The sequence below is a fragment of the Nocardioides insulae DSM 17944 genome, assembly GCF_000422825.1.
GTDB lineage: Bacteria > Actinomycetota > Actinomycetes > Propionibacteriales > Nocardioidaceae > Nocardioides > Nocardioides insulae.
Window position 1 is genome coordinate 262,544 of record NZ_AUGU01000013.1, and the last position, 13,824, is coordinate 276,367.

A 13,824-nucleotide genomic window follows, 5' to 3' on the forward strand; every position below is an offset into this window, starting at 1 on the left:
GCGAACCCACTGAATCAGTAGTGGCCTTCGTCACAGTTACCCACTAGTATCCGCGCAATGGAAACCAGGGAAGGCGCCTCGCTCGAAGGACGCCACGTGGCGATCTTCAGCTGGCGCGACACCGGCAACCCGGAGGCCGGCGGCGCCGAGCACTACCTGAGCCGCGTCGCCGCCGGGCTGGTGGAGCGCGGCGCCCGGGTCACGGTCTTCACCGCGGGCTACGCCGGAGCACCCCGCGACGAACAGGTCGACGGGGTGCGCTTCGTCCGCCGCGGCAACAAGCTCTCGATCTACCTGATCGGCTGCCTGCTGCTCCTCACCGGCCGGCTCGGCCGGATCGACGCGGTGGTCGACGTCCAGAACGGACTGCCGTTCTTCACCCCGCTCGTCACCCGGCGTCCGGTGATCGTCCTGGTCCATCACGTTCACCGGGAGCAGTGGCCGGTCGTCTACCGCGGCCTGGTCGGCAGGGTGGGCTGGTGGGTCGAGTCGCGCCTCTCGCCGCGCCTGTACCGCCGCGCCCAGTACGTCACGGTCTCCCGGGCGACCCGCGACGAACTCACCGACCTGGGCGTCGACCGCGCTCGGATCGCCGTCGTACACAACGGCGTGGAGCCGTGGCCCACCTCCACCGGCGAACTGCCCGCCAAGACCGAGCACCCGTCGATCTGCGTGGTCGGTCGGTTGGTCCCGCACAAGCGCGTCGAACTGGCCATCGAGGCCACCGTCGCCCTGCGCCGCCACCTGCCCGACGCCCGCCTGACCGTCGTCGGCAGCGGGTGGTGGCACGACGAACTCGCGGCGTACGTCGCGGGACTGGGCGCCGAGGACGCGGTCGAGTTCACCGGCTTCGTCGACGAGGAGACCAAGCGCCGGATCTACGCCGAGTCCTGGGTGCTGGCGCTGCCCTCCCTCAAGGAGGGCTGGGGGTTGGTCGTCACCGAGGCCGGCGTCCTGGGGACTCCGACGGTCGCGTTCCGCTCGGCCGGCGGTACGACCGAGTCGGTCGACCACGACAACTCCGGGCTGCTGGTCGACTCGCGGGATGACTTCGTGGCCGCCCTCGGCACGCTCCTCACCGACGAGGTCCGTCGCAAGGAACTCTCCGAGGGCGCGCGCTGGCACGCGCGACGTCACTCCTGGGAGCAGTCGCAGCTCAACTTCGCGGCCGTCCTCGCCGCTGCTCTCCGCGGTGAGCGGGTCAGCGCGGAGGACTGATCCCCGAGGAAACGCTGATCAATACCGGCGTCGCGAGCGGCGCGAGGCGAGTGCTCCGGAACGCCGCGGGATCGAAGGCGGACCGAACACCTGTCGAGCGGGTGCGGCGCCACCGGCGGCCCGCATCGCGGCGCACAGCGCGCCGGATCGATCATCGGCTCCCCGGTTCTCAGGGGGCCGGGGTCACTCCTGCGGCGTCATGCCCTCCTTGTGATGGAACATCGTGGAGAAGCGGGCGCAGGCCAGCGAGCAGACGGCCAGAGCCACGGCGAAGAGCCCGAGCTCGTTCATCTCAGCGATGCTGAACAGGTTGACCGCCACCAGGGCGAACCAGAGCGCCAGGAGGTCGCCACCCACCCGCGGCGCCGCGAGCATGACGACGGCGAGGGCGATCTCGATGACTCCCATCCACATCACCGCCATGCCGGCGTCGCCCGGCACGATGTCGTTGACCCAGCCGGCGACGTACATCTCCCAGTTGGTGCTGAACAGCCCGATCAGCTTGTCCAGCCCGGCGACGAGCGGCAGGGCGATGAAGGTGATCCACAGGGCCAGGTATGCCTGACGTGCGGCGCTGACACGGCTGATGGTGGCGAGGTCGTGCATCTCGTCCCTCATGTCGTGGACCAGGCCGTGCCAGGCGTGTGTTGCAGCCATGACAGTTGTCCTCTCACGATGACCTGAACCAACGGGCTCAGGGACCTGAGCCCTGCCTCCAATGTGCTCCCCCACCACGGGTTTCACAAGAGCACAACCAGACCGCTTCCAGGTGGGAGACGTGCTGGGGTCGGGAGTCGGGGCAGCGCCCAGAGGGTGCCGACGGAGGATCGGGTCGATCGAGGACCGCGGCCAGTCCCGGCTTCGCATCCGGGCGGTCGCTACCCGGCAAGGCCGGTATCGGTGACGTTGTTCGCTGCGCAGCCCTCGACGGGCGCGTCACAGCATCCGAGTTGCGCGGAGTGTGCTCACTGGAGCATCAGCGGCCGGCACCCCGACGACCCATGGCTCAGGGCCCGAGGGCGCGACCGGACGTGGTCGGACGTGGCCGTACAGGCCTCGGTGCAGGTCTCGGGGTTGGCCTCAGCGCTGGCCGTACTCGATGGTGGTCTGCGAGACGTCGGCCGGACTCGAGCTCTGGTTGTCGACGCTGCTGTTCACCACACCCACGACCGTGGCGACGGCGAACGCGCCTCCGACAACGACACTGGCGATGGCGCCGATCATCAGGTTCAACATCTGTGTGACCTCCCTTGTCCGTCGCGGACACTATCACCGAATCCGGTTCTGGTGTGGCCTGCGTCACGCAGTTACCCGGTGCGCCTCGCACGGGTGCCTCGCCGGCTCCACAGCGGAGCCAGGAGGACGCCGGCGAAGGCCGCCCAGGCCAGTGCCATCGCCACCACCTCCGGCCCTCCGGGCGGCGGCTGCGCGGCGACGCCGTCCAGCCGTACGATCCGGAGGGTCTCCCCCTGGTGCAGGACGGTGCCGACCACGTCGGGCGCCGGACCGGCGTCGAGTTCGGTCGCCACCCAGCGCACGCCGAGCGCCGCCATCGCCGCCGACCGCTCTTCCGGGGTCGGGCGCGCCAGCGCGGCCGCGATCGCGGCCGCCCGCGGGTCCTCTCCGGGGACGATCCGGCCCGCCACCACCAGGTCACCGGAGGCCACCGAGTCCTGGCGCACGTACCTCGGGAGCGGGTCGAGGACGGCGCGGTGTTCGTTCCACGCCGGTGCCCGGTACGCCGACCACGGCAGCACCGCGACCATGCCTGCGACTGCGCCGGCGGCCTCCTGCTCGGCCGCGTCGGCGGCCAGCGCATCCCGGGCGAGGGCCCACTCGGCCGGGTAGTCCACCGCCGCGAGCTGGCCACCACCCCAGGCGGCGTCGGGCAGCACCGCGATCGGCGCCAGCACCACCACCACGGCCGTGGCAAGCCGCGGGGCCGCAGTCCGCCAGCCCGCCACCAACCGGTCCGCTCCGGCGGCGAGGAGGACCACGAGCAACGGCAGGCACCAGGCGAGCCCGCGACTGCCGTCACGGAACAGCGCGACTCCCGGCACCTGGCCGGCGAGGCCATCCCACACCGTCGGGAACCCCCAGCCGAGCAGCGCGGAGAGCAGGCCCAGCAGCCACAGCCCGACCAGCGCGATCCGGTGGTCGCGCGGACAGCTGGTCGCCCAAGGGCGCAGCCCGGCCGCGGCGAGGGCCAGCAACATCGCCAGGGCGACCCAGGCGAGCATCCCCTCACGGCTGGCCGGCACCACGTCCGCGTTCCAGATGCCGCCGAGGCCCAGCACCGCCAGCGGAGCCGGCAGCCCGTCACCACGGATCGAGAAGGCCTCGAACCCGCTCGCAGCCCTGGCGCTGTCGGCGTGCAACAGGCCGCTGACCACCCAGGGCGCGTTGGCGGCCGCGCAGGCCAGCAAAAGCCGCGCCGCGACGGACCGGCCCGCGCTTCGGCGTACCCCCACTGCCAGCAGGGTGGTCGCGGAGACGATCCCGGCGTTCGCGCTGAGGCTCCCGATCAGCAGCACCGGATAGAGGGCGGCCGGCACCCGCCCCGTCTCGACCGCGCGCCGGCCGAGGACGACCAGCCAGGGCACGGCGGCGTACCCGAGGAGCACCGGCCAATGGCCGATCCACAGTCGCTCGACCACGAAGGGGCTCCACACCGTCACGCTGACCGCGACCAGCCTGGCCACCATGCCCGGGCCGGCAAGCCGCATCGCTCCACCGGCGGCGAGCAGCAGCGCCCCGACCAGAACCGCCTTCTCCAGCACGCTGCCGGGGAGGATCTCGTCCAGCACCGCCACGACGGCGTCCGAGGGCACGGCGCGGGGCAACTCGGACCCGAGCCCCACCACGTTCCGGGTGAGGGCCAGGTCGGGCACCCACACCAGGTCGCGCACCAGCACGAAGCCCGGAGCCAGGGCCGGGCCCAGCAGCAGCACGGTGAGCAGCAGCGCCCAGGCCCACGGCACCGCCTCGCGCAGGTGTCGACCGGAGGCGACCGAGGTGAGGTCGGACCGGGGACTGAGGTTCATGGCGGGGTCACTGTATGCCCGCTCACACCCTAGGCTCGACCTTGTGAGCAGCGCGACCGACGAGCACCGCACTGACGCCAGCCGCGTGAGGCGCCTGCTGCGGGGCAGCGGCCTGCTGGCGATCTGCGTGCTGGTCATGAACGTGTCGACCTACGGGTTCCAGATCGTCGCGGCCCACCTGCTCGGCCCGGAGGAGTACGGCGGCGTTGCCAGCCTGATGTCGCTCCTGCTCGTGATCGGCGTCTTCCAGCTCGGTCTCCAGGCCACGGCGGCCCGACGGATCTCGGCCGCACCCCACGAGGTCGGGCCGATCGAGCGGCTGGTGATCGCCGCGACCTATCGCACCGCCGTGGGGCTCGGCGCCCTGATGCTGCTGCTGTCCCCCGTGGTCTGGCACGTCCTGCGACTCGACTCGATCCTGCCCGCCCTCCTGGTGGCCGTGGCCGCCGTTCCCCTCACCGTGATGGGCGGTCAGGCGGGTGTGCTCCAGGGTGAGCGACGCTGGGGGGCCCTGGCCGTGCTCTACCTCTCCGTCGGGGTGCCGCGGGTCGTGCTGGGCGCCCTGTTCATGGTCATCTCGCCCACCGAGAGCTCCGCCATGCTCGGGGTCACCGTGGCTTTGTTCGCGCCGGTGCTGGTGGGTTGGTGGGCGCTGCGCCGCGACCGCGCCACCGGCCCGATCCCCACAGGCGGGTTCCGCTCCGTGCTGGTCGAGATCGCGCACGGCTCGGTCACCCTGCTCGCCTTCTTCGTGCTCAGCAACGCCGACATCGTGATCGCCCGCAACGTCCTCGACGCCCACAACGCGGGCCTGTACGCCGCCGGTCTCATCCTCACCAAGGCGGTGATGTTCCTGCCGCAGTTCGTCGTCGTGGTGGCCTTCCCGGCGATGTCCACGGCCGGCGAGCGCCGGCGAGCCCTGCTCACCAGCATGAGCGCGGTGCTGGGGCTGGGCCTGCTCTCCACCGTCTGCGCCTGGCTCCTCTCCCCCGTGGCGATGATCTTCGTCGGCGGCGACGAGTACGCCGGTGTCGAGGACCGGCTGTGGGTCTTCGCCGTCCTCGGCACCGCGCTGGCGATGCTGCAGCTGCTGGTCTACTCCGTGCTGGGCCGGCAGAGCCGACGCTCGGCGTATCTCATCTGGGCCGCGGTGGTGGCGATGGTCGCCTGGGGCAGCACCGCGGACACCCTGGACACACTGGTACACCGGGTGGTGGCCATCGACCTGGCCCTGCTCGTCGTGCTCCTGGGACTCAGCCTCTACCGGCTGCGCGACGACGTGCCCGCCCAGCGCTGAGGCCGACGCCGGAGGGTGCTCAGTGGGCCGCCTCGTGCCAACTGCGCCCGGTGCCGACGGAGACGTCGAGCGGGACGGTGAGTCGGGCCGCGTCCCCCATCTGCTCACGCACCAGCGCCTCGAGGACGGGGGCCTCGCCGGGGGCGACCTCGAGCACGAGTTCGTCGTGCACCTGCAGCAGCATCCGGGAGCTGAGCCCCTCTGCCCGCATGGCCTCCTCGGTGCGCAGCATGGCGACCTTGATCAGGTCGGCCGCCGACCCCTGGATGGGAGCGTTGAGCGCCATCCGCTCGGCCATCTCCCGCCGCTGGCGGTTGTCGCTGGTCAGCTCGGGCAGGTAGCGGCGACGACCCATGATGGTCTCGGTGAACCCGGACTTGCGGGCCTCCTCGACCACGCCCTGGAGGTAGTCGCGGACCCCGCCGAAGGTCAGGAAGTACTCCTCCATCAGGCCGCGTGCCTCGGCCGGCTCGATGCCGAGCTGCTGGGAGAGCCCGAAGGCCGAGAGCCCGTAGGCGAGCCCGTAGTTCATCGCCTTGATCTTGGCGCGCTGCTCGCTGGTGACCGCGTCGGCCGCGACGTCGAAGACCCTGGCGGCCGTCATGGAGTGGAAGTCCTGCCCCGAGCGGAACGCCTCGATCAGCAACTCGTCCTCGGAGAGGTGGGCCATGATCCGCATCTCGATCTGGCTGTAGTCGGCGGTCATCAGCGACTCGAACCCGCTGCCCACCACGAAGCCCTCCCGGATCCGGCGGCCCTCCTCGGTGCGAACGGGGATGTTCTGCAGGTTGGGGTCGGTGCTGGACAGACGGCCCGTGGCCGCGATGGTCTGGTTGAACGTCGTGTGGATCCGCCCGTCGGGCTGCACCGTCTTGAGCAGCCCCTCGATGGTCGAGCGGAGTCTGGCCACGTCCCGGTGACGGAGCAGGTGGAGCAGGAACGGGTGCTCGGTCTTCACATACAGGCCCTGGAGCGCGTCGGCGTCGGTGGTGTAGCCGGTCTTGGTGCGCTTGGTCTTCGGCATGCCGAGCTCGTCGAAGAGCACGGCCTGGAGCTGCTTGGGCGAGCCCAGATTGATCTCCTTGCCGATGACCGCGTACGCCTCCTCGGCGGCCTGCTTGACCTCGCCCGCGAAGTGCCGCTCCAACTGCTCGAGGTGGTCGGCGTCGACGGCGACTCCGACGCCCTCCAACTGGGCGAGCAGCCGCAGCAGGGGGAGCTCCACCTCGGCGAGCAGGCGGGCCCCGCCCGAGGCCTCCACCTGCTCGGACAGCGCGTGGGCCAGGTCGAGGACGGCCCGGGCATGCAGCATCGCGGTGTCGGCGACCTCGTCGCCGCCACCGTCGACCTCCTCGAAGAGCAGCCCCTGGTCGCCCACGCCCTCCTGGCGCAGCTCCCGCTTGAGGTAGCGCAGGGTGAGGTCGGCCAGTTGGTAGGAGCGCTGATCGGGCGCGACGAGATAGGCCGACAGCGCGGTGTCGGTGTGGAGGCCGGCCAGCTCCCAGCCGTGCGCGCCGAGGGCAAGCATCGCCCCCTTGGCATCGTGGATGTCCTTGGGCCGGTCGACATCGGCCAGCCATGCCGCGAGGGCGCGCTCGTCGTCAGGGTCGAGTGCCTCGACGTCGACGTACGCCGCCACCCCGCTCGGGTCGGCCAGCGCGATGCCGTCGACGCGACCGGTGCCCGAACCCCACGTGCCGCGGACGTGGACGCCGACCGCTACCGCGCCCAGCTCGGCGAGATAGCCGCCGACCTCGCCGGCGGCGAGCCGCCGGCCGTCGAGCTCGAACCCGCTCTCGTCGACCTCCGGCTCGTCCTGCGGGGCGAGGGTGTCGAAGATGCGGGTGCGCAGCTCACCGCGGAACTCCAGCTCGTCGAGGAGCTCCAGCGCGCCCGCGCGATCCCACTCCCGGCGAGCCATGTCGGAGGGGGCGAGCTGGAGGGGAAGGTCCCGCACCAGCGCGTTGAGCCGGCGGTTGCGGATCACGTCACCGAGGTGGGCCCGCAGGTTGTCACCGGCCTTCCCCTTGATCTGGTCGGCGTGGGCGATGACGTTGTCGAGGCCGTCGTAGGTGTTGATCCATTTGGCCGCCGTCTTGGGGCCGACGCCGGGCACACCGGGCAGGTTGTCCGAATCCTCCCCGACCAGCGCGGCCAGCTCGGGGTAGCGGTGCGGGGGCAGGCCGTACCTCTCCTCGACCGCAGCCGGCGTCATCCGGGAGAGGTTGGAGACCCCACGCATCGGATAGAGGATCGTGGAGTCGGCGGTGACCAGCTGGAAGGAATCCCGGTCGCCGGTCACGACCAGCACCTCCATCCCATCCTCGAGCGCTCGGGTGGTGAGGGTGGCGATGATGTCGTCGGCCTCGTAGCCGGCGGCGGTGAGGTGCGGGATGGCGAACAGATCCAGCAGTCGCTGGATCAGCGGGAGCTGGCTACGGAACTCATCGGGGGTCTTGTTGCGCTTCGCCTTGTACTCGGCGTACTCCTCGAGCCGGAAGGTCTGCCGGGAGAGGTCGAAGGCGACGGCCACATGGGTGGGCTGCTCGTCGCGCAGCACGTTGACGAGCATCGAGGTGAAGCCGTACACGGCATTCGTGTGTTGGCCGGTGACCGTCGAGAAATTCTCCACCGGGAGCGCGAAGAAGGCGCGGTAGGCCAGCGAGTGGCCGTCGAGGAGGAGCAGGCGCGGGCGGGTCGACTCAGGCACGAGTTCGAGCCTAGGACATGCCGCTGACAGCTCTCCCGGTCAGGCCGCGTCTCCCCAGTCGAGGCCACCGCCTGAGCAGGCCTGCGGTGGGACATGATGGGCCCATGACCGACGACACACCGACCGCCCCCGCCGACCTGGCGCTCACCGCGCAGCACGCCGACACCCTGCTCGAACGCATGGAGATCGAGATCCTCGAGGCCTCCGTCGACCGGGTGGTCGGCTCGATGCCGGTCAAGGGCAACACCCAGCCCTACGGTCTGCTCCACGGCGGGGCGTCCGTCGTGCTGGCCGAGACCCTGGGCTCCACCGGTTCGGCGGCCCACGCGCGCACCATGGGCAAGATCGCGGTCGGGGTCGACATCAACGCCACCCATCACCGCGCGGCGACCTCCGGCACCGTCACGGGGGTGGCCACCCCCGCCCATCTGGGACGTAGCTCCGCGACCTACGACGTGGTCATCAGCAACGAGGAGGGCAAGCGGATCTGCACCTCGCGGATCACCTGCTCCCTGCTGCCTGCTCCGCCGCGCGGCTGAGCCTGGGCCGTGCTTGTCTAGCTCGGGCGGCCGGCCGAGCGTCGCTGTGATCGGCGGGCCGCCAGCACCTGGCCGATCGAGTGACGACCGGCGTCGCGACCCGCCCGCGGCCGTTGCGCGTTGAGCTTGCCGCGCACCGCCGGGGTGGTCGCGGCACGCAGGGTCGCCTGCGGCCCGAACCCGAGCCTGGCCAGGAACCGGTTCGCATCCCGCGAGTGCGAGATCGCGGCGGTGGAGACGTGGCCGATGCCGCGCTCCTCGGCGTAGGTGACGGCGGCATCCATCAACGCGCCGCCGATCCCCCGCCGCCGGAAGCCGGCCTCGACGTGCGGCGCCATCGTCATCACCGCCGCCTCGAGGTTGAGCGGGCTCATCGTGACGACCTGGAGGAGCACCGCGCCCGCCTGGACGCCGTCGTACTCGGCCACGACGAGCCGCTGCTCCGCGGAGCGCTCGGCCGTCTTGATCACGAGTTCCATGTCGGCGACCTGCTCCTGCGGTTCGGCGCGACGCAGGTGCTCGGTCCACAACGTGACGAGGAAGGGGGCGTCTGCCACGACGGCGTCTCGCAGCGTGACGGGCGAACGGCTCATCGGTCTCTCCCCTGGGTGTGTCCGAGGTGGACCCCGTCATCTGTCCGGTATGCCTGGTGCCCCGGGACGGGTCTGAAGGCAAAGCATCCGGCCCCCCGGGGACGCTTCCCTCCAGCCGACGACAGTACGCCGTCCGCGGCCCGGGGTACAGATCAAGGACGAGGCCCGACGACGCGACCTCGTCGTAACAAGACTGTGACCCAGCCAACACAGGACCCAGTTATGATCCGGCGCACACCTCGACGTTCGATGTCGAGTTTCCCGAGACCCCCAGGTGACAGGAGTCGCATGTCCACCGGTCCCCATGATCCACCCCGCCCAGGGCTGCCCTCAGGCCCCAGACGACGAGGTGTGATCGCCGCTCTGCTGTCCGCGTTGCTGGTCGGGCTGCTCGTCTCGCTCGCCTCTCCGGCCCAGGCGAGCGACACGCCGGACGGGAACGTCGTTCGCGGCGTCCTGCAGAACACCGCCGACAACAACGCCCCCGTCGAGGGCGTCACCATCACGGTGACCTCCCAGGACGGTCAGGAGTACGCCGACACCTCCGACGCCGCCGGCGAGTTCCTGATCGAGGTGCCGGGCGAGGGTGGCCCGGTCACCATCGAACTCGACATGGACACCCTGCCGGAGGGCGTCACGCTGCGTGAGGAGGGCCAGAACGTCCGCAAGGTGGTGCTGCTGCCCAATCAGGAGATGCCGGTGCTCTTCGCGATGGGCCCCGACACGCGTGACGTCGAGACCAAATGGGACCGCCTTCCGGGCCTGGTCTACTCCGGCCTGCTCTTCGGCCTGGTGCTCTCGCTCGCCGCGCTGGGCCTGTCGATGATCTTCGGCACCACCGGGCTGACCAACTTCGCCCACGGCGAGCTGGTCGGTCTGGGCGCGCTGTTGGCCTACTTCCTCAGCGTGCCGATGGGCATCCCGTTCCTGCTCGCGGTTCCGCTGGTCGTGGTGATCGCGATGGCGCTGGGCTGGGCGCAGGATCGAGGGCTGTGGCGCCCCCTGCGACGGCGCGGCACCAGCCTGATCGCGATGATGATCATCACCATCGGCATGCAGCTGGCACTGCGCTACCTCTACCAGTTCCTCACCGACGGACAGCGGCTCAACTACCAGGACTACCTGACCCCGCCGCCGCACGACTTCTTCGGGCTGTTCACCTACACCTCGCGCGACATCGCGATCATCGTCGTCTCGGTGCTCGTCGTGGTCGGCGTGATCCTGGCGCTCTCCTTCACCCGCCTCGGCCGCGCGACCCGCGCCGTCTCCGACAACCCGGCACTGGCCGCCTCCACCGGCATCAACGTCGACCGGGTGATCTCGGTGGTCTGGATCATCGGCGCCGGTCTGGCCGCCCTGTCAGGCGTCTTCCTCGGATTCGTCCAGGGCGTCACCTACGACATCGGACAGCTCGTCCTGCTGCTGCTCTTCGCCGCCGTCGTCGCCGGTGGTCTGGGGTCGGTCTGGGGCGCCCTCATCGGCAGCCTGCTGATCGGCGTCCTGCTCGACGTGTCCACCCTGTTCGTCGACGCCGAGGTCAAGAACGCCGGAGCACTCCTGCTGCTCGTGCTGATCCTGCTGATCCGTCCGCAGGGTCTGCTCGGTCGCAAGGAACGGATCGGCTGAGGCCGGAAGGAATCGAGTCATGGATCTTCTCACCACACCCCTCCACGACATGTTCGGCCCGGTCACGCTCTCCTACGTCTTCTTGGCGATGGGCCTGAACATCCACTACGGCTACACCGGCCTGCTCAACTTCGGCCAGGCGGCCTTCGCCGCAGTCGGCGCGTACACCCTCGCCGTCTCGGTGGCCTCCTTCGACATCCCCTTCGTCCTGGCGATCCTGCTCGGCGTCCTGGCCGCCGTGCTGCTGGGCCTGCTGATGGGTATCCCGACCCTGCGGCTGCGAGCCGACTACCTGGCCATCGTCACGATCGCGGTGGCCGAGAGTTGCCGGCTGATCTTCTCCACGCAGTGGAAGTCCCACTTCCACGCCCGCGACGGTGTCCGCGGCTTCGTCGGCGGCTTCCGCGATCTCAACCCGCTGCCGGACTACGAAGGCCGGGTCCTGTCCTACAACCGCAACGACCTGTGGGTGATGATCGTCGGCTGGGCCCTGGTCGCGCTGGTCTGTCTGTTGGTCTGGCTGCTGATGCGGTCGCCGTGGGGCCGGGTGCTCAAGGGCATCCGCGAGGACGAGAACGCCGTCCGCTCGCTCGGCAAGAACGTCTACTCCTACAAGATGCAGGCCCTGGTCTTCGGTGGTGTCATCGGTGCCTTCGGCGGGTTCATCGGCGCGCTGGGCAACGCCTCCGTCGTCCCCGACGACTACAACACCGACGTCACCTTCGTCGCGCTGACCATGCTGATCCTGGGCGGTGCCGCCCGAGTGATGTCCCCGGTCGTGGGAGCGATGCTCTTCTGGGGCCTGTTCTCCTTCATGGGCGTGCTGCTCGACGACGTGATGTCCTCCAACCAGATCACGATGATCCGGTGGATCCTCGTCGGCGTCGCCCTGATGCTGCTGATGATCTTCCGGCCGCAAGGTATCTTCGGTGACAAGAAGGAGCTGGCGCTCGATGCCCGCTGATGTCCACAATTCCCCCGCCGGGTCCCCGGCCGACTCTCCCGGCGTTCCCGCTGCGGTGGCGGCCCTGGCTGCCCTGGAGACCGAGCCCGGAGTGGCCAAGCCCGACCCGATCCTGGTCGCCGACAAGGTGAGCCGTACCTTCGGCGGCCTGGTCGCCGTCGACGTGGACCACTTCGAGGTCCAGCGGGGAACGATCACGGCCCTGATCGGACCCAACGGAGCCGGCAAGACGACCTTCTTCAACCTGTTGACCGGCTTCGATCGCGCCGACTCCGGCACCCGCACGTTCAACGGCCGCTCGCTGAAGCGGATCAGTGCGGCCAAGGTCGCTCGGATGGGCATGGTCCGCACGTTCCAGCTCACCAAGGTGCTCTCCAAGCTCACCGTGTTGGAGAACATGCGGCTCGGAGCACCGAAGCAGTCCGGCGAACGGTTCTGGGTCGGTCCGTTCCGCTTCCTCTGGGACGGCCAGGAGAAGGAGAACACCGAGCGGGCCCGCGAGCTCCTCGCCCGGTTCAAGCTGGACGCGAAGGAGTCCGATTTCGCCGGCGAGCTCTCCGGTGGCCAGCGCAAGCTGCTCGAGATGGCCCGCAGCCTGATGGTCGAACCCGAGCTGGTCATGCTCGACGAGCCGATGGCCGGGGTCAACCCCGCCCTGAAGCAGTCGCTGCTGGATCACGTGCGGTCGTTGCGCGATGAGGGCCGGACGGTCCTGTTCGTCGAGCACGACATGGACATGGTGCGTGACATCTCCGACTGGGTGGTCGTGATGGCCCAGGGTCGGATCATCGCCGAGGGGCCGCCCGACACGGTCATGGCCGACCGGCGGGTCATCGACGCCTACCTGGGCGCCCACCACGACACCGATATCACCGAGCTCGACGAGGAGACCATCGCCAGCGAGGCGGAGGCCGAGATCGCCGCCGAGCGGCTCGACGAGGGACGGGAGCAGGCATGAGCACTCAGGACGGCGAGCTGAGCACCAGCCGCGACACCCACCTGGCGGAGGCCGAGGGCGCCGTGCTCCGGGCGGACGACCTGATCGCGGGCTACCTGCCCGGGGTCAACATCCTCAACCGGGCCGACCTGTACTGCCGGGAGGGCGAACTGGTGGGGATCATCGGCCCCAACGGCGCCGGCAAGTCCACCCTCCTCAAGGCGCTGTTCGGGCTGGTCAAGGTCCACTCCGGCACGGTCACCCTGCGCGGTGAGGAGATCACCAATCTCCGGGCCGACGCGCTGGTCACCAAGGGGCTCGGTTTCGTCCCGCAGACCAACAACGTCTTCCCCAGCCTCACCATCGCCGAGAACCTGCAGATGGGCTGCTACCAGGCCCCACAGAAGTACGCAGAGCGGTTCGACTTCGTCGCCTCGATCTTCCCGGCCCTGGCCCAGCGGCGCAGCCAGCGCGCCGGGTCACTCTCCGGCGGTGAGCGGCAGATGGTCGCGATGGGCCGGGCCCTGATGATGGAGCCGTCGGTGCTCCTCCTCGATGAGCCCTCCGCCGGTCTCTCCCCCGCGCTGCAGGACGAGGTGTTCGTGCAGACCAGGGCGATCAACAAGGCCGGGGTCTCGGTGATCATGGTCGAGCAGAACGCCGCCCGCTGCCTCCAGATCTGCGACCGCGGCTATGTGCTCGACCAGGGCCGCAACGCCTACACCGCCAAGGGACAGGATCTCGCCAACGACCCCAAGGTCATCGAGCTCTACCTCGGTACCCTGGCCGGCCGACACAACAAGTAGGACCGCTCGAGCGCCTCTCGCACGAGACACGAAGAAACGCCCCCCGGCCGATCGGCCGGGGGGCGTTGCTCGGTTCGCGAGCTGTGCCGC

At 70.1% G+C, this 13,824-nt stretch carries 12 protein-coding genes; 7 read left to right on the forward strand and 5 right to left on the reverse strand.

All coding sequences use genetic code 11. The features are described from left to right. The first annotated feature begins 57 nt into the window (after nucleotides 1–57). Nucleotides 58–1,218 (forward strand): glycosyltransferase family 4 protein, encoded by a 1,161-nt coding sequence (locus G515_RS0101880; protein WP_028658758.1) that lies wholly within the window; start codon nucleotides 58–60, stop codon nucleotides 1,216–1,218. Nucleotides 1,219–1,401: 183 nt separating this feature from the next. On the opposite strand, the gene G515_RS19070 is transcribed toward G515_RS0101880, so the two are convergent. The 3 genes from G515_RS19070 to G515_RS19075 all read right to left on the reverse strand — a co-directional run bounded on the left by G515_RS19070 (nucleotide 1,402) and on the right by G515_RS19075 (nucleotide 4,262). Beyond that, nucleotides 1,402–1,875, reverse strand: coding sequence for a hypothetical protein (locus G515_RS19070; RefSeq protein WP_051217739.1), 474 nt, complete (start codon nucleotides 1,873–1,875; stop codon nucleotides 1,402–1,404). Between the two features lie 423 nt (nucleotides 1,876–2,298). Continuing rightward, a complete protein-coding gene (locus G515_RS23235; RefSeq protein ID WP_157570962.1) occupies nucleotides 2,299–2,454 on the reverse strand; it encodes a hypothetical protein in 156 nt (51 codons plus the stop codon). Nucleotides 2,455–2,525: 71 nt separating this feature from the next. Continuing rightward, complete coding sequence (locus G515_RS19075) at nucleotides 2,526–4,262, reverse strand: MmpA family trehalose lipid delivery protein (protein ID WP_036553770.1); 1,737 nt, start codon at nucleotides 4,260–4,262, stop codon at nucleotides 2,526–2,528. Nucleotides 4,263–4,305: 43 nt separating this feature from the next. Between G515_RS19075 and G515_RS0101900 the strand changes: the two genes are divergently transcribed. After that, nucleotides 4,306–5,559 (forward strand): lipopolysaccharide biosynthesis protein, encoded by a 1,254-nt coding sequence (locus tag G515_RS0101900; protein ID WP_028658759.1) that lies wholly within the window; start codon nucleotides 4,306–4,308, stop codon nucleotides 5,557–5,559. A gap of 19 nt (nucleotides 5,560–5,578) precedes the next feature. On the opposite strand, the gene polA is transcribed toward G515_RS0101900, so the two are convergent. Continuing rightward, entirely contained in the window at nucleotides 5,579–8,269 is a 2,691-nt protein-coding gene (gene polA / locus G515_RS0101905; protein WP_028658760.1) for a DNA polymerase I, read from the reverse strand. 104 nt (nucleotides 8,270–8,373) lie between these two features. On the opposite strand from polA, the gene G515_RS0101910 reads away from it, so the two are divergent. Beyond that, complete coding sequence (locus tag G515_RS0101910; RefSeq protein ID WP_028658761.1) at nucleotides 8,374–8,808, forward strand: hotdog fold thioesterase; 435 nt, start codon at nucleotides 8,374–8,376, stop codon at nucleotides 8,806–8,808. Nucleotides 8,809–8,825: 17 nt separating this feature from the next. Here G515_RS0101910 and G515_RS0101915 read toward each other — a convergent pair whose 3' ends face one another. After that, nucleotides 8,826–9,401, reverse strand: a complete 576-nt coding sequence (locus tag G515_RS0101915; protein WP_028658762.1) for a GNAT family N-acetyltransferase — start codon at nucleotides 9,399–9,401, stop codon at nucleotides 8,826–8,828. A 351-nt stretch (nucleotides 9,402–9,752) separates the two neighbouring features. Between G515_RS0101915 and G515_RS0101920 the strand changes: the two genes are divergently transcribed. Genes G515_RS0101920 through G515_RS0101935 form a run of 4 tightly spaced genes read left to right on the forward strand, consistent with a single transcriptional unit; the run spans nucleotide 9,753 to nucleotide 13,734 of the window. After that, entirely contained in the window at nucleotides 9,753–11,027 is a 1,275-nt protein-coding gene (locus tag G515_RS0101920; protein ID WP_051217741.1) for a branched-chain amino acid ABC transporter permease, read from the forward strand. 19 nt (nucleotides 11,028–11,046) lie between these two features. After that, entirely contained in the window at nucleotides 11,047–11,991 is a 945-nt protein-coding gene (locus tag G515_RS0101925) for a branched-chain amino acid ABC transporter permease (RefSeq protein ID WP_028658764.1), read from the forward strand. Beyond that, nucleotides 11,981–12,949 (forward strand): ABC transporter ATP-binding protein, encoded by a 969-nt coding sequence (locus tag G515_RS0101930; RefSeq protein WP_028658765.1) that lies wholly within the window; start codon nucleotides 11,981–11,983, stop codon nucleotides 12,947–12,949. Before G515_RS0101925 ends, G515_RS0101930 begins: the two co-directional genes overlap by 11 nt. Further along, nucleotides 12,946–13,734 (forward strand): ABC transporter ATP-binding protein, encoded by a 789-nt coding sequence (locus tag G515_RS0101935; protein WP_028658766.1) that lies wholly within the window; start codon nucleotides 12,946–12,948, stop codon nucleotides 13,732–13,734. Before G515_RS0101930 ends, G515_RS0101935 begins: the two co-directional genes overlap by 4 nt. The last annotated feature ends 90 nt before the right edge of the window (nucleotides 13,735–13,824 follow it).